Genomic DNA, 14619 nt, shown 5'->3' on the forward strand with positions numbered 1-14619 from the left:
TTTGTAGCAGAAACCTTTGCCGCGTCCTGGATGAATGTCTGTGCGTCCACAGCCGCCGCATATTGAGCGGACGTGAGGGAAGGGCCCGAAGCCCGACCTCATGTCTACCGGCTGTGGAGCATGTGATCAGTGCTAACTTCCGGGGCCAGGTTGAGACGGCGCAGTAATTGAGCATTGAGTGCCACGACGACTGTCGATGCGGACATGAGGATTGCGCCGATGCTCATGGGCAGAACGAACCCGATCGGAGCCAGGATGCCCGCGGCGAGAGGTACGGAGATCAAGTTGTACCCGGCAGCCCACCAGAGGTTTTGCTTCATCTTCCGAAAGCTCGCACGCGAAAGTTCTAACACCGAGAGCACCGAACGGGGGTCGGAGCTAGCCAGGATGACTCCGGCCGATCCGATGGCGACATCCGTGCCCGCGCCGATGGCGATGCCGACGTCGGCCTGGGCCAGCGCAGGAGCATCGTTGACTCCGTCGCCGACCATCGCAACCTTGCGGCCCTCGCCTTGGAGCTCCGCGACCTTCATGGCTTTGTCCTCGGGGTGCACGCCGGCGAAGACACGGTTGATACCAAGCTCGTCGGCAACCGCTTGAGCCACGGCCTCTGCATCGCCGGTGATCATGACGACCTGAACGCCCTGAGCGTGGAGAGCGTCAACGGCGTCGCGTGACTCGGTGCGGATTGCGTCGGCGAGACGCAAAGCACCGATCACCTGACCGTCGGAAATGACGTGGAGGATGATCGCACCCTCATTTCGCCATTGCGCTGAGATGGGTAACTCCTTGAAGGAGCGCTGCTCAAGAAGGTACGGGCCCCCAACTTCGATGACCATGTTGTCGACGGTGGCCCTAACCCCGATGGCTGGGGAGGACGTGAAGTTCCTGGCTCGAGGTGGTTCCAGACCGCGTTGCTGGGCTGCATGGGTAATGGCACGAGCGAGGGGGTGTTCACTGTCGGACTCGGCCGCTGCCGCTAAGGCAAGCACCGTGTCCTCGGTATGTACGCCGACAGTATCGACGGCGGTGACCGTAGGTTCGCCCTTGGTCAGTGTGCCGGTTTTGTCGAAGAGGACTGCATCAACGGTGCGCGTAGACTCCAATGCGAGCCTGTCTTTGATGAGCACTCCGCCGCGGGCGGCGCGTTCGGTAGCGATGGATACTACCAGCGGTATTGCGAGGCCAAGGGCATGGGGGCAGGCGATGACCAGGACCGTAATGGTGCGCACGACGGCTTCGTCAGGGAGACCTATTAGGGACCACACGAGCGCCGTAATTACGGCAGCGCTGAGGGCGAACCAGAACAACCATCCGGCGGCGGTATCGGCGATCCGCTGGGCACGGGAGGAGGACGCCTGAGCATCGGTCACAAGCCTCTGGATGCCTGCCAAGGCAGTATCTTCGCCGGTAGCGGTTACCTCGATCCGCAGCCCCGAGTCTGTGGAGATAGTGCCGGCGACCACGTGACCACCGACCCCTCGGCTGACGGTCCTGGACTCGCCGGTGACCATCGATTCGTCCATGGACGCGGACCCGTCGATGATCTTTCCGTCAGCTGGCACAGAGGCACCCGGACGGACAATCACGATATCTCCGACAGCAAGGGCTGTGGGCGCGACTTTCACGACTCTGTCGCCCTCAATCTTCTCGGCTTCATCGGGGATGAGCGCCGCGAGAGAGTCAAGGGCCGAGGTGGTCTGGGCTAGGGAGCGCATTTCTATCCAGTGGCCCAGAAGCATGATGACCACTAGTAGTGCGAGTTCCCACCAGAAATTGAGTTCATGACTAAGCCACTGCAGACTTGCGCCCCAAGAGGCGAGGAAGGCTACGGTGATGGCCAAAGCGATGAGCAGCATCATGCCGGGTTTGCGAGATCGGATCTCGCTGAACCCGCCAGTGAGGAACGGCCATCCACCCCAAAAGTACATGACCGTGCCCAGGACCGGGGAAACCCACCGCACCCAATCGGCATCTGGGAGTGTGTAGCCGATGAGCTGGGCAAACATGTCATTGAATCCCACGACGGGAATCGCGAGGACGAGCATGATCCAGAACAACCGCCGAAACTGTCCGACATGATCACCGTGCCCGCCTTGACCTGCGTGGCCATGACCACCGTGCTCCATGGGTGCACCCCGCTCCCCGTGTACAGAGTGGTCGTGGTGGCCCGCATATTCGTGGGGGGTAGCCTCGGTTGCCCCGTGGTGGGTGTGCTGATTATTCATGGTCTGTCCATTCCTCGATGCCCGGTTCCTGTTGGCTAGGAGTCGGGCTGCATCTCGCTTTCGACAACCCACTTGTGGTTCGTCATTTCCATCCCGTCGGCTTCGTAGTCAACGACGTAGACGGTCTCGTCGGTTGAAAACGCGATCGTTGCTATTGCTCCGTTCATACCTTCCATATGATCGGCAGCTACCTTGACGTCGGTGCCATCGGCCAGGCGCTCGTTACCCGCGTCTTCAAGTTCTTCCTGAACGACCCATTTGTGATCGGTGACGGGGTCTCCACCCTCGGTGGGCGTGTAGTCGATCGCGTACGTGTACGTGTTGTATGCGCCGACCACGGTCGCGCTGGCACCGTTCATACCTTCCATGTGATCGGCTGTGAGGGTTACCTCGGTATCCACGGGATATTCCGGGTCGGTGGCTGCTGTCATGCCCTCGGGCACGGGGCCGCCGTCCATTGGGTGATCCATGCCGCCATGCCCCGCGTGCGCGTTGTCACTCTGGGAAGCCGACGATGCTGGCTCTTCGTTGGCTGAATTCGAACAACCGGTGAACGCGATTGCTCCGGTGAGCGTCACAGTGGCTATGAGGGTGCGCGTGCGCTTGTTCATCTGAAGCTCCTTGTCTGACGGGGTGAACTGGAGAGAAGTGGGATTCTTGCAGACTATTGAGTACCCATCGACGGATATCGAAGTTGATGGCCACCCGTGTGGCTCTTCTGAAGAGCTTGGTTTCAGGATATACCCGTGGGGGGTATGGGGCAAGGCTGTTTGCCTCGTTCTTCAGAGTCCAGCACATGTCAGCACTGGGTCTGTGGTGTTGTCTCGGGTGCGCACACGGGTCTGCCAAGGGGGGTCCACGGTCAAGCGGGCGAGTGCATGGAGTCAAAGGGGTTGGCGCGGGTTCAGGGTCGATGGAAACTGCTCCGGTCGGAATAAGATGATGTGTGTACGTGCCAGTTCATTGGAGGAGCACCGCATGACTAAGCTTCAGTCAGGCCGTCGACAAAAGCTGATTCTTGCATCTTCGGCAGTCTGTTTCGCATCCGCTCTTGCACTCTCGGGCTGCACAATATCTGCCCCTGAGGCAGTGCCTACATCGTCGGGTGACCTTGCAGTAAAGAGTGACCTCTTGGCTAACCATGGCTTGGAAGGACTTGGTGCGGCGGAAGTCATTGAGCGCTTGGACACCATGCCTGTTTCCAATCGGCCCGCTGGCCTGCAGGCGTCAGTGCAGCCTGATGCGGTCGTGCTTTCTGACACGCAGCAGCGCGAGGCTCGGCTCCCCCTGCCTGAGGATGGGATGTATGTCTCAATCGCTCCTTACAAGAGCCAGACACACGATTGTTATTTTCATAGCCTGACTACTTGTGTCGGCGAGCTGGGTAACACGGACGTGCAGGTCAGACTCACGAGCGGCAGCGGTGAGGTTCTTGTCGATGAAGTGCGCAAGACGTACGACAATGGCTTCCTTGGACTTTGGGTACCGCGTGATATAGACGCCACGCTCAGAATTAGTCACGCAGGTCAGATCGGAACCGCAAGCATCTCGACTAAAAACGAGGACGATCCCACTTGCATCACCAACTTGCGCCTCGCATGAACGATTGACGGGCCTGTGTCGCCAGCGGCTTTCGAATGCGCCATTCCATTCAATGGAAGCACTGTGATGCGAGCCATGTCCGCCACGCATAATGTGAGTCACACGTGCGCAAGGAGGACACATGGTCAAAGAGCGAACAATCGTGGAAACCCAGGTCGGCATCGTGGGCGCAGGCCCCGCCGGGCTGATGCTTTCCCACCTGCTGTACAAGGCAGGTATCGACAGCGTGGTTGTGGAGAAGCGTTCCCACGACGAGATTGCCAACACGCACCGCGCCGGCATTCTCGAGGCCGGCACCGTCAAGATGCTGGTGGAATCCGGCGTTGACGGGAGGGTCCTGACAGAAGGCCACGAACACGAAGGCACCACGTTGCGCTTCGAGGGTGTCAGCCACCGCATCGATTTACAGAAGCTCGTGGGGGAGTCCGTGTGGCTCTACCCGCAGAACGAGGTGTTCGTCGATCTGGCCGCCGCTCGCAAGCGCGATGGTGGAGACGTCCGCTACGAGGTGACGGACACCCAGATCGTTGACCTCACGTCCGAGCAGCCCAAGATCCTGTGTACCTCGGCTGACGGAGAAGACCTCGAGATCCGCTGCAAGATCCTGGTCGGTGCAGACGGCTCCAAGGGTATTTCCAAGCGTCAGATCCCCGAGGACATCCGTACGGACAACTTCATTGAGTATCCGTTCGCGTGGTTCGGCATCCTGTGTGAGGCTCCGGCCTCGGCTCCCGAACTGATCTACGCGAACTCGGAGCACGGCTTCGCATTGATCTCCCAGCGCAGTGACACCGTTCAGCGCATGTATTTCCAGTGCGATCCCAACGAGAACATCGACGACTGGGACGACGAGCGCATCTGGGCGGAGCTGCAGCGCCGCATCGACGGCCCGGACGGGCTCCAGTTGCAGCGCGGCAAGATCTTCGACAAGACCGTGCTGCCCTTCCGCTCCTATGTATGCGAACCGCTGCGCTACGGGAACATGTTCCTGGTGGGGGATGCCGGTCACACGGTTCCGCCCACCGGTGCCAAGGGTCTGAATCTCGCCTTCTGCGATGTTCGCGTGTTGGCTCCGGCCATCATTGACTTCTTCGACAAGGGTGACGAGAGCGGTCTGGCGGAGTATTCGGCCAAGGCCCTGGAACGCATTTGGAAGGCGCAGAACTTCTCGTACTGGGCCACCAATCTCATGCACATCCAGCCGGGGGAGAACCCTTTCAACCAGAAGCGCCGCCGCGGCGAGTTCGCGGCGATCACCGGATCGGAACGGGGCTCCGCCTACTTCGCCGAAAGCTACACCGGTTGGCCGGACAACTGAGCCACGCACTAACCACCGCAGCTATGTCCCCAAAGGAGATGAATCATGGCAGCTGAGAATCCAGAAGACGCCTTCGAGCCGCTCACGGCCAAGGGCGCCGACGACGCCGCTGACAGCCAGGACCAGCTCAACAACGAGATGGCCGAGATCACCAAGCAGTACGAGGAGTCCGGTCGCACGGAGACCCAGCCCCGGCTGGACTACGCGCCCTACCGCAGCTCCATCCTGCGTCACCCCACCAAGGACCCGCGGCACACGGACCCGGAGACCATCGAGCTCTACGCCCCGGCCTTCGGCGAGCGTGACGTGCACAAGCTCGAGTCGGACCTGACCATTCAGGACGGCGGCGAGCCGATCGGTGAGCGCATTCGCATCACCGGTCGGATCCTGGACGGCGATGGTCGCCCGGTACGTAACCAGCTGGTCGAGATCTGGCAGGCCAACGCCGCGGGTCGTTACATCCACAAGCGCGATCAGCACCCCGCACCCATCGACCCGAACTTCACGGGCGTGGGTCGCTGCCTGACCGGTGACGACGGGTCCTACTCGTTCGTGACCATCAAGCCCGGACCGTACCCGTGGAAGAACCACCAGAACGCATGGCGCCCCGCGCACGTGCACTTCTCACTGTTCGGAACCGACTTCACCCAGCGCATGATCACCCAGATGTACTTCCCGGGTGACCCGCTGTTCGCGCTGGATCCCATTTACCAGTCGATCGTGGACCCCAAGGCTCGTGAGCGCCTCGTGGCCGACTACGACCACAACGTGTCCGAGCACGAGTGGCTGCTGGGCTACAAGTGGGACATCGTGTTGAGCGGTTCCAACCGGACCTGGACGGAGGATGACAGCAATGTCTGAGAACACCCAACGCCTGGTACCCACCCCGGGCCAGACCATCGGCCCGTTCTACGGGTACGCACTGCCGTACGAGAACGGCGAGAACCTGGTGGATCGCTCGCACCCCGGTTCCGTGCGACTGCACGGCACCGTGTACGACGGCCACGGCGTTCCCGTGCCGGACTCCATGCTGGAAATCTGGCAGGCGGACGAGAACGGCAACGTCTCCCAGGAGACCGGTTCGTTGATTCGTGACGGCTACACCTTCACCGGATTCGGCCGTGTGGCTGTGGACAACGAGGGCCACTACACCTTCACGACCGTCAACCCGGGCCCGACCGAGGCAGGCAAGGCACCGTTCATCTGCCTGACCGTGTTCGCCCGCGGCCTGCTCAACCGGTTGTTCACGCGCATTTACCTGCCCGAGGACACCGAGGCGCTCGCCAACGACCCGCTGCTCTCGGGGCTGTCCGAGGACGAGCGCGCCACCCTGGTGGCCACCCGCGAAGCGGACGGCTCGTTGCGCTTCGACGTGCACCTGCAGGGTGACGGCGAGACCGTGTTCCTGGCCTACCCGGGGCTTGAATGATCAACACGGGTCTTCTCACACCGGGAAGCCACCGGGCGGCTGAGCTGCTCGACGACCGTGCCGTGGCCCGCGCCGTCCTCCTCACGGAGGCGGCGTGGGTCGCGGCCCAGTCACGTCTGGGGCTCGTTCCGGAAGACATCGCTCACACCTGTCGTGAGGCGGTCGACCGCGTCACTCTCGACGAGGTGTCGCTGAACCGACTGGCAGTAGCCTCCGAGGGCGGCGGCAATCCGGTGATTCCGTTGCTCGCCGATTACCGCGCCGCGGTCAAGGAACTGCACGGTTCACCGGTGGCCGCGGTGCACAAGTCCCTCACGAGCCAGGACGTCATGGACACCGCGCTCGCGCTGGTGCTCAAGGCCGCGCAGGACAGTCTGGTGCCGGATCTGCAGCGCACCGGTGACGCGCTCGCCGGCCTGGTCGAAGCACACGCGGAGACCGTCATGGTCGGCCGTACCCTCACCCAGCACGCCCTGCCCATTTCGTTCGGTCTCAAGGCTGCCTCGTGGCTTGCCGGTGTCGACGACGCCGCTCGCGACGTTTTCGAGCGCGCCCACCTTCCCGTGTCCTACGGGGGAGCCTCCGGAACCCTGGCCGCGGGCATGGCCCTGTGTGATCAGGGTGCAGGCGCGGATGAAACCGCAGAACGACTTTTCACTCTCATCGGGTACTGGGCCGAGGAACTCGGACTGGCCGTCCCGGAGCAGGTCTGGCACACCGACCGAGTGCCCGTCCTCAGGGTGGCCGGAGCGCTCGCGGAAACGACTGCCGCATTGGGACGCATGGCCAATGACGTGCTGTTGATGTCCCGGCCCGAAGTGGGGGAGCTGCGCGAGCCCACAGCCCCGGGTCGAGGGGTCTCCTCCGCCATGCCGCAGAAGCAGAATCCCGTGTTGAGCGTGTTACTCAAACGCACCGCCTTGGCCGCGCCTCACCTCCTGGGGCAGGTCAACTCCGGTGCCGCGGCGGCCGTGGACGAACGCCCGGACGGTGGCTGGCACGCCGAATGGCCCGCACTCCGCGAGCTGGCGGTCCTGACCACCGCGGCGGCGTCGCACGCTGCGGAACTCACCGAGGGCCTGACCGTCAATGCGGAGCGGATGGCTCACAACCTGCGCGATGCGGGCACCGGTGTGATGGCCGAACGGCTGAGCGCCGCGCTGGCCCCCGTGCTCTCCGAATCCGACGGCTCCACTGCCAAGCAGCGGGTGCAGGCGGCCGTGCGCGAGCACTCCGTCGATACTGACGCGCTCGCAAACCACTTGACCGATTTGGTCATGGCCGAGGACGCGCCGGCCTTGCCGGAGGGTGTGAACCCGCAGGACCGTGACGGCGTGAGCGCCTGGCTGCGGCAGCTGCTGGACCCGCGCGGCTACCTGGGTGCCACGCAGCAACTGTGTGCCCGCGCCGTGAAAAACCACCGAGGAAGGTTGATTGCATGAGCGTTCCCGAGCTTGGACTCGTGGAGTTCTCCAACCCCGAACAGCTTCCCGATGACGCCCCACTGGCGGTCCTGGGGCCAGGAATCGGCACGTCCGTGAGCAACCTGTACGGCCGTGTTGCCTCCCAGCTGGGCCAAGAGATGCGCGTGGTCGGCTGGGATCTCCCCGGTCACGGCGTGAGCGGGCCGGCACAGGAGTTCACTGTTGCGGAGCTTGCGCAGGGTGTTCTGGATGCGGTCGCCGGACACGTATCTGCCGGGCCCTTCCACTACGTGGGCACGTCCATCGGCGGCGCAGTGGGGCAACAGTTGCTCGCCGAGCACTCCGACCGCCTGGCCTCGCTGACGCTCATTGCCACGACCGACTACTTCCCGGATCCCGCAGGCTGGCACGAACGCGCGGATCTTGTGGCGCAGGCCGGGCTCCGACCCAGGTGATCAACTCCGCCAAGTTGTGGTTCGCCCCTGACTTCTTGGCGAACAACGCCGAGGCCGGTACGGCCTTGCTGCATGATCTCCAGAACGCGGACCGGCTCAGCTACGCGGCCGCGTGCCGATCACTGGCAACCTTCGACCTGCGGGACACCAAGCCGGAGACCAAGGTGCCCGTTCAGACGCTGTCCGGACCGAGCGACGTCGTCACCGGTCCTGAGACCGTGCAGGAACTGGCCGACAAATTAGGCGCCCGCCACGAAACCGTGGCGAACACCTCCCACCTGCTGGCGGTCGAGGCGCCGCAGGTCACCGCAGAGCACATTTCCCGATTCATCTCGGCCCACCGCTGAGCAGAAAGGACATCATGACGGATCGTTCAGAACGCACCCAGTCCCAGGCCCACAGCGAGGGCATGACCGTGCGCCGCGAGGTGCTCTCCGACGCCCACGTGGATCGTGCGGAGGCGGGCAAGACCGAGTTCACCGAGGAGTTCCAGGACTTCATCACCCGCTACGCGTGGGGCGAGATCTGGACCCGCCCGGGCCTGGATCGACGCATGCGCAGCGCGTGCGTGCTCACCGCTCTGATCGCGGCGGGGCACTGGGAAGAGTTCGAGATGCACGTGCGCTCGGCCATCGGTAACGGTCTGACGCCGGACGAGATCAAGGAGATCCTGCTCCAGTCGGCCATCTACCTTTCCGTGCCGTCTGCCAACAACGCGTTCAAACACGCCCAGAAGGTGCTCTCGGACATGGGCGTGCTGGGTGAGTAGTCCCAAGGGCGCCGCGACGAGGGCAACAGTTCATCAATTATGTTCGCTATACGAACAGGTGTTCACATGGCGCGCACTTTTGGTTACTCTGAAATCACGCAACGCGGCGTCGTCGGTCGATGGAGACGGTGTCGCCCCGGAAGACCGGGTGAGCCCAAACCGTGAGGATTCACATGAACCACGCTTACGTGTACGACGCAGTCCGCACCCCGTTCGGCAAGGTGGGCGGCGCGCTGTCCAGCCACCGCCCCGATGACCTGGCCGCCCTCGTGGTCAAGACCATGGTGGAGCGCGCTCCCCAGCTGGACGCTTCCAAGATCGACGAGGTCTACTTCGGTAACGCCAACGGCGCCGGCGAAGAAAACCGCAATGTGGCCCGCATGGCCACCCTGCTCGCGGGTCTGCCGACCTCGGTGCCCGGCTCCACGATCAACCGCCTGTGCGGTTCGTCCCTGGACGCCGCGATGATGGCTTCGCGTCAGATCGAGGTGGGTGAGGGGGACCTGCTGCTCGTGGGCGGCGTGGAATCCATGTCCCGCGCTCCGTGGGTGCTGCCCAAGACCGAACGCGCTTTCCCGATGCAGGATCTCAAGCTCGCCAACACCACCCTGGGCTGGCGCCTGGTCAACCCGGAAATGCCGGATGCCTGGACCGTCTCCCTGGGCGAGGCCACCGAGCAGCTGCGCGAGAAGCACAACATATCCCGTGAGGACCAGGACGAGTTCGCCGCTCGCTCGCACCAGCTCGCCGCCAAGGCCTGGGACGAGGGCAAGTACGACAACCTCACCGTGAGCGTGAAGCCCAACACCAAGCGCGGCGTCGAGTTGACTCGCGACGAGACCGTTCGCGCGGACTCCACCGCGGAGACCCTGTCCGGTCTGCGCACCGTGTTCCGCACGGGCGAGGACGCCACGGTCACCGCCGGTAATGCGTCCCCCATGAACGACGGCGCGTCCGCCGCGTGGCTGGGCAGCGAGAAGGGCGCGGATCTGCTCGGCAGCGCACCCATCGCACGCATCGCCGGTCGCGGGGCTGCGGCCAATGAACCCCAGTTCTTCGGTGAGGCACCGGTCGAGGCCGCCAACCTCGCGCTCAAGCGCGCGGGCATCTCCTGGGACGACGTCGCCGCGGTAGAACTCAACGAAGCGTTCGCCGCACAGTCGCTTGCGTGCCTGCGCCAGTGGGGCGTGGACCAGAGCATCGTGAACACGTGGGGCGGTGCGATCGCGATCGGTCACCCGCTCGGCGCCTCCGGTACCCGCGTGCTCGGCACCCTGGCACGTCGTCTCGAAGAGTCCGGCGAACGGTGGGGCGTGGCCAGCCTGTGCATCGGCGTGGGTCAGGGCCTCGCCGTGGTGCTCGAGAATGAAAACGCCAAGGGCTAAGCGCTCAACACAGACCAAACGAAGAAAGACATACAGCTCATGCTGAATATTGCAGACAGCGTGGCCGCGGCCGTGGAGCCCATCCACGACGGCGCCTGCGTGATGATCGGTGGCTTCGGTGTTGCCGGGCAGCCCGTTGAGCTCATTGACGCGCTCATCGAGAACGGCGCCAAGGACCTCACCGTGGTCAACAACAACGCCGGCAACGGTGACGTGGGATTGGCCAAGCTCATCCAGCTCGGCCGCGTGAAGAAGATCATTTGCTCCTTCCCGCGTCAGGCGGATTCGTGGCACTTCGACGAGAAGTACCACGCCGGCGAGATCGAGCTCGAGGTCGTGCCGCAGGGCAACCTGGCCGAGCGAATTCGCGCCGCCGGTGCCGGTATCGGTGCTTTCTACACGCCCACCGGCTACGGCACCCCGTTGGCCGAGGGCAAGGAAGTTCGTGAACTGGACGGCAAGCACCAGGTGCTCGAATACCCCATCCACGCGGACTTCTCCCTGACCAAGGCACACACCGCTGACACCGCGGGCAACCTGGTCTACCGCAAGACCGCTCGGAACTTCGGCCCCATCATGGCGGCCGCTGCCAAGCACTCCATCGTGCAGGTGAGCGAGATCGTCGAGCGCGGTCAGATCGACCCCGAGGTCGTGGTGACCCCCGGTATCTACGTGGACACCGTGGTCAAGCTCGAAGCTCCCAAGCAGGTAGACCCGCGAGAGGAAGGTGCGGCATGAGCGCCCCGCAGAACAGTGATCACGCACTGAGCCCCGAAGAGCTCGCAGAGGTCGTAGCCCGCGATATCCCCGCCGGCGCCTACGTCAACCTGGGCATCGGCCAGCCCACGCTGGTTTCCAACTACTTGTCCCCCGAGGACGACGTCACCCTGCACACCGAGAACGGCATGCTGGGCATGGGCGCGGAAGCCAAGGGCGACGAGGTCGACGCAGATCTCATCAACGCGGGCAAGATCCCCGTGGTCGAGACCGAGGGTTGTTCCTACTTCCACCACGCTGACTCCTTCGCGATGATGCGCGGCGGTCACCTGGACTGCTGTGTCCTGGGTGCCTTCCAGGTGGACCAGAACGGCAACCTGGCCAACTGGCACACCGGCAAGCCCGGCGCCATCCCCGCAGTGGGCGGTGCCATGGACTTGGCCACCGGCGCCAAGCAGACCTTTGTGATGATGACCCTGCAAACCAAGAAGGGCCAGTCCAAGCTGGTGGCAGAGTGCGATATGCCGCTGACCGGTGTGGGTTGCGTGTCTCGCATCTACACGGACAAGGCTGTGTTCCTCATCGAGGAGGACGGCGTGCGCGTGCGCGAGACCTTCGGCATCGGTTTCGACGAACTCACCGAGTTGGTCGACATCGAGCTGAAGCCCGCCAACTGACGCCAGCGCGGGGGCGGAACTTTCGAGGTTCCGCCCCCGCCTTGCTTTAATCGAAGTTGCTTTCGACAAAACCCGTGCTCGACCCGTGTGATTTGGAGCCCCCGTGAGTGCCGACGCAGACTCCGCCGACAAGAGCCAGTACGTCCAGTCGCTTGCGCGCGGGCTGTCCGTGATTTCCGCCTTCGACGCCGCTCAACCCGTCATGACCCTCTCGGACGTCGCGCGCCACACGGGTTTGACGCGAGCCACCGCCCGCCGGTTCCTCCTGACGCTCGAGTCCCTGGGATACGTACGATCCGACGGGCGGATGTTCGAACTCACGCCCAAGGTGCTGCAGCTGGGCTACTCGTATCTGTCGGCGCTGTCGCTCCCGCAGATCGCGAATCCACACTTGAAGAATCTTTCGGACACGCTTCAGGAATCCACGTCCCTGTCCGTGCTCGACGGGCAGGACATCGTGTATGTGGCTCGGGTGGCCACCCACCGCATCATGACCGTGGCCATTGCGGTGGGAACCCGGTTCCCCGCGTATGCCACGTCCATGGGGCGAGTGCTGCTCGCAGGACTCACCGCCAAGGAGCTGGGGGAGTACCTCACCACTGCGGAGCTCTCTCCGTTGACCCGGCGGACCACCACCGAGCGTGATGCCCTGGTTCAGGAGCTGCAGCGCGTGCGGGAACGGGGGTACGCCGTGGTCGACCAGGAACTGGAAGTCGGGTTGCGCTCGGCCGCGGTTCCGGTCAAGGACCTCACCGGGCGCACCGTTGCCGCGATCAACGTGTCCATGCGCGTGGGAATGCCCGGGGTGGACACCGAGCACCCGGAGGCTCAGGTCATTCCGGAACTATTCGCGTGCGCAGCGGCGATTTCCCAGGACCTGGCGGCGTCGGGGAACTGATCGTCGCGTGCCCGTGGTGTGTGGGGACCCTGACGACGGACGTGCCCGTAGCAGCGTCGTACGGGGTTCTGCCGGTGTGCAGGAACAGGGACGCGACGTATGCGATCGGAAGCGCGTAGGAGAACGCCGTCAGAAGCCACACGATGGGCGGCACGGCACCGGACGTATCGCCGGGCATGGTCAAGGCGAACACGGCCGCGTGACCGATGAGCCACGGAACCCCGATCTTGAGCGCATTGCGGACCAGCGCCGCCCAGACCGATGGGCCGCCGTGTCCTTTGGAGACTCGCAATCCCGTAAGGCGTTTACCCGGCGTTGCTGCGCGCGGTCGTGATTCGGTGACGGCGGCGGCCAGTACCACGGGCACCACAACTACAAGAGCGCCGATCAGATTCAGCTGAAAGTAGCTGAGGCCTCCGGTGAGGCCCGCCAGATGGAGTGGCACTCCCACCGCCGCGGTGAGACCCACCCACCCGAGGATGCACACCCAGTCAATGATCCAGGCGACAAGTCTGACAACCCCTAGTCTCTTGTCAGCCCGGGCGGTGGGTCCTGAACGAGTCGACATCTTCAAAAATTACGTATCGATGTCTTCCAGGTCAATGGGGACTCGGGGGCCAGTTCGCAGTTGCCCGCGACAGCTGCTATGGTAGCTAGGAATTGCTCGGTCACGAGCGTGTGCATTTTCGATTCAATGGCAAATTGGACCCTGTCCTTTGGTACGCGGTTTGTACCTAGATGCCATTTTTTTGTCATGCCTGCTTCCGTGACTCACCAATCCGCAGTCAGCAGGCCGTTCACCCGGTGAACGCAAGGTCTGCCCAAACAGGAGGCACTGTGCCAACTATTCAGCAGCTGGTCCGCAAGGGCCGGACGTCCAAGGTCGTCAAGACCAAAGCCCCCGCGCTCAAGGGCAACCCCATGAAGCGCGGCGTGTGCACCCGTGTGTTCACCACCACCCCCAAGAAGCCGAACTCGGCTCTCCGTAAGGTGGCTCGTGTCAAGCTCAACGGCGGCGTGGAAGTTACCGCGTACATCCCCGGTGAGGGACACAACCTGCAGGAACACTCCATCGTGCTGGTGCGCGGTGGTCGTGTGAAGGACCTGCCGGGTGTTCGCTACAAGATCGTGCGCGGCGCACTCGACACCCAGGGTGTCAAGGGTCGCCAGCAGGCTCGTTCCCGCTACGGCGCCAAGAAGGAGAAGAAGTAATGCCTCGTAAAGGTCCCGCTCCCAAGCGCCCCCTCGTCGTAGACCCCGTCTACAGCTCTCCCGTTGTCACGCAGCTGATCAACAAGGTCCTGCAGGACGGCAAGAAGTCCACCGCAGAGCGCATCGTCTACGGCGCCCTGGAGGGTGTTCGTAACAAGACCAACGCCGACCCCGTCGCAACCTTGAAGAAGGCCCTCGACAACGTCAAGCCGGCCCTCGAGGTCCGCTCCCGCCGTGTCGGTGGCGCCACCTACCAGGTTCCCGTAGAGGTCAAGGCAGGCCGCGCCACCGCGCTGTCCCTGCGCTGGCTTGTCGGCTACGCCAAGGTTCGTCGCGAAAACACCATGACTGAGCGTCTCCAGAACGAGATCCTCGACGCCTCCAACGGCCTGGGTGCCGCTGTGAAGCGCCGCGAGGATACTCACAAGATGGCTGAGTCCAACAAGGCCTTCGCCCACTATCGCTGGTAAAATCCGATAGTCGTGTCGACCCCGCCAACAGCGGG

17 protein-coding genes are annotated in these 14619 nt (G+C 63.5%); 14 read left to right on the forward strand and 3 right to left on the reverse strand.

Features of this window, described 5'->3' with window-relative positions; all coding sequences use genetic code 11:
* Positions 1 to 104: 104 nt before the first annotated feature.
* Both CKW39_RS02475 and CKW39_RS02480 read right to left on the reverse strand, forming a co-directional pair.
* Complete coding sequence (locus CKW39_RS02475; protein WP_095796569.1) at positions 105 to 2228, reverse strand: heavy metal translocating P-type ATPase; 2124 nt, start codon at positions 2226 to 2228, stop codon at positions 105 to 107.
* A 35-nt stretch (positions 2229 to 2263) separates the two neighbouring features.
* On the reverse strand, positions 2264 to 2839 hold the full coding sequence (locus CKW39_RS02480) for a YdhK family protein (protein ID WP_095796570.1): 576 nt from the start codon (positions 2837 to 2839) through the stop codon (positions 2264 to 2266).
* A gap of 367 nt (positions 2840 to 3206) precedes the next feature.
* On the opposite strand from CKW39_RS02480, the gene CKW39_RS02485 reads away from it, so the two are divergent.
* The 12 genes from CKW39_RS02485 to CKW39_RS02535 all read left to right on the forward strand — a co-directional run bounded on the left by CKW39_RS02485 (position 3207) and on the right by CKW39_RS02535 (position 12902).
* The gene (locus CKW39_RS02485) at positions 3207 to 3830 is read left to right on the forward strand and encodes a CueP family metal-binding protein (protein WP_031272447.1); all 624 of its coding nucleotides are present in this window, start codon (positions 3207 to 3209) and stop codon (positions 3828 to 3830) included.
* Between the two features lie 121 nt (positions 3831 to 3951).
* Entirely contained in the window at positions 3952 to 5148 is a 1197-nt protein-coding gene (locus tag CKW39_RS02490) for a 4-hydroxybenzoate 3-monooxygenase (protein WP_095796571.1), read from the forward strand.
* A 45-nt stretch (positions 5149 to 5193) separates the two neighbouring features.
* Positions 5194 to 6009 (forward strand): protocatechuate 3,4-dioxygenase subunit beta, encoded by an 816-nt coding sequence (gene pcaH / locus CKW39_RS02495; protein WP_095796572.1) that lies wholly within the window; start codon positions 5194 to 5196, stop codon positions 6007 to 6009.
* Positions 6002 to 6577, forward strand: coding sequence for a protocatechuate 3,4-dioxygenase subunit alpha (gene pcaG, locus CKW39_RS02500; RefSeq protein WP_095796573.1), 576 nt, complete (start codon positions 6002 to 6004; stop codon positions 6575 to 6577). The genes pcaH and pcaG overlap by 8 nt, the downstream gene beginning before the upstream one ends.
* On the forward strand, positions 6574 to 8019 hold the full coding sequence (locus tag CKW39_RS02505; RefSeq protein ID WP_095796574.1) for a lyase family protein: 1446 nt from the start codon (positions 6574 to 6576) through the stop codon (positions 8017 to 8019). Before pcaG ends, CKW39_RS02505 begins: the two co-directional genes overlap by 4 nt.
* The gene (locus CKW39_RS15670; protein WP_254049236.1) at positions 8016 to 8456 is read left to right on the forward strand and encodes an alpha/beta fold hydrolase; all 441 of its coding nucleotides are present in this window, start codon (positions 8016 to 8018) and stop codon (positions 8454 to 8456) included. The genes CKW39_RS02505 and CKW39_RS15670 overlap by 4 nt, the downstream gene beginning before the upstream one ends.
* Entirely contained in the window at positions 8453 to 8803 is a 351-nt protein-coding gene (locus CKW39_RS15675; RefSeq protein ID WP_254049237.1) for an alpha/beta fold hydrolase, read from the forward strand. The genes CKW39_RS15670 and CKW39_RS15675 overlap by 4 nt, the downstream gene beginning before the upstream one ends.
* 14 nt (positions 8804 to 8817) lie before the next feature.
* The gene (gene pcaC / locus CKW39_RS02515; protein ID WP_095796575.1) at positions 8818 to 9225 is read left to right on the forward strand and encodes a 4-carboxymuconolactone decarboxylase; all 408 of its coding nucleotides are present in this window, start codon (positions 8818 to 8820) and stop codon (positions 9223 to 9225) included.
* 173 nt (positions 9226 to 9398) lie between these two features.
* Complete coding sequence (locus CKW39_RS02520) at positions 9399 to 10610, forward strand: thiolase family protein (protein ID WP_095796576.1); 1212 nt, start codon at positions 9399 to 9401, stop codon at positions 10608 to 10610.
* A 39-nt stretch (positions 10611 to 10649) separates the two neighbouring features.
* Entirely contained in the window at positions 10650 to 11348 is a 699-nt protein-coding gene (locus CKW39_RS02525) for a 3-oxoacid CoA-transferase subunit A (protein ID WP_016998027.1), read from the forward strand.
* Entirely contained in the window at positions 11345 to 12004 is a 660-nt protein-coding gene (locus CKW39_RS02530) for a 3-oxoacid CoA-transferase subunit B (RefSeq protein WP_095796577.1), read from the forward strand. The genes CKW39_RS02525 and CKW39_RS02530 overlap by 4 nt, the downstream gene beginning before the upstream one ends.
* 103 nt (positions 12005 to 12107) lie before the next feature.
* Complete coding sequence (locus CKW39_RS02535) at positions 12108 to 12902, forward strand: IclR family transcriptional regulator C-terminal domain-containing protein (RefSeq protein ID WP_095796578.1); 795 nt, start codon at positions 12108 to 12110, stop codon at positions 12900 to 12902.
* Here CKW39_RS02535 and CKW39_RS02540 read toward each other — a convergent pair.
* Complete coding sequence (locus CKW39_RS02540; protein WP_095796579.1) at positions 12838 to 13470, reverse strand: RDD family protein; 633 nt, start codon at positions 13468 to 13470, stop codon at positions 12838 to 12840. The genes CKW39_RS02535 and CKW39_RS02540 overlap by 65 nt on opposite strands.
* Before the next feature lie 269 nt (positions 13471 to 13739).
* Between CKW39_RS02540 and rpsL the strand changes: the two genes are divergently transcribed.
* Both rpsL and rpsG read left to right on the forward strand, forming a co-directional pair.
* The gene (rpsL, locus tag CKW39_RS02545; protein ID WP_016998029.1) at positions 13740 to 14114 is read left to right on the forward strand and encodes a 30S ribosomal protein S12; all 375 of its coding nucleotides are present in this window, start codon (positions 13740 to 13742) and stop codon (positions 14112 to 14114) included.
* The gene (gene rpsG, locus CKW39_RS02550) at positions 14114 to 14584 is read left to right on the forward strand and encodes a 30S ribosomal protein S7 (RefSeq protein WP_095796580.1); all 471 of its coding nucleotides are present in this window, start codon (positions 14114 to 14116) and stop codon (positions 14582 to 14584) included. Before rpsL ends, rpsG begins: the two co-directional genes overlap by 1 nt.
* Positions 14585 to 14619: the final 35 nt, after the last annotated feature.

Source organism: Kocuria sp. WRN011 (assembly GCF_002295155.1).
GTDB classification, from domain to species: domain Bacteria; phylum Actinomycetota; class Actinomycetes; order Actinomycetales; family Micrococcaceae; genus Kocuria; species Kocuria carniphila.

What these genes read in the sequence shown, in the direction of transcription:
- CKW39_RS02525 (WP_016998027.1), top strand. Translation starts at nt 10,650, where the DNA reads ATGCTGAATATTGCAGACAGCGTGGCCGCGGCCGTGGAGCCCATCCAC.
- CKW39_RS02475 (WP_095796569.1), bottom strand. Translation starts at nt 2,228, where the DNA reads ATGAATAATCAGCACACCCACCACGGGGCAACCGAGGCTACCCCCCAC.
- CKW39_RS15670 (WP_254049236.1), top strand. Translation starts at nt 8,016, where the DNA reads ATGAGCGTTCCCGAGCTTGGACTCGTGGAGTTCTCCAACCCCGAACAG.
- CKW39_RS02520 (WP_095796576.1), top strand. Translation starts at nt 9,399, where the DNA reads ATGAACCACGCTTACGTGTACGACGCAGTCCGCACCCCGTTCGGCAAG.
- CKW39_RS02490 (WP_095796571.1), top strand. Translation starts at nt 3,952, where the DNA reads ATGGTCAAAGAGCGAACAATCGTGGAAACCCAGGTCGGCATCGTGGGC.
- pcaH (WP_095796572.1), top strand. Translation starts at nt 5,194, where the DNA reads ATGGCAGCTGAGAATCCAGAAGACGCCTTCGAGCCGCTCACGGCCAAG.
- CKW39_RS02530 (WP_095796577.1), top strand. Translation starts at nt 11,345, where the DNA reads ATGAGCGCCCCGCAGAACAGTGATCACGCACTGAGCCCCGAAGAGCTC.
- rpsG (WP_095796580.1), top strand. Translation starts at nt 14,114, where the DNA reads ATGCCTCGTAAAGGTCCCGCTCCCAAGCGCCCCCTCGTCGTAGACCCC.
- CKW39_RS02505 (WP_095796574.1), top strand. Translation starts at nt 6,574, where the DNA reads ATGATCAACACGGGTCTTCTCACACCGGGAAGCCACCGGGCGGCTGAG.
- pcaG (WP_095796573.1), top strand. Translation starts at nt 6,002, where the DNA reads ATGTCTGAGAACACCCAACGCCTGGTACCCACCCCGGGCCAGACCATC.
- CKW39_RS02540 (WP_095796579.1), bottom strand. Translation starts at nt 13,470, where the DNA reads ATGTCGACTCGTTCAGGACCCACCGCCCGGGCTGACAAGAGACTAGGG.
- CKW39_RS02485 (WP_031272447.1), top strand. Translation starts at nt 3,207, where the DNA reads ATGACTAAGCTTCAGTCAGGCCGTCGACAAAAGCTGATTCTTGCATCT.
- pcaC (WP_095796575.1), top strand. Translation starts at nt 8,818, where the DNA reads ATGACGGATCGTTCAGAACGCACCCAGTCCCAGGCCCACAGCGAGGGC.
- CKW39_RS02480 (WP_095796570.1), bottom strand. Translation starts at nt 2,839, where the DNA reads ATGAACAAGCGCACGCGCACCCTCATAGCCACTGTGACGCTCACCGGA.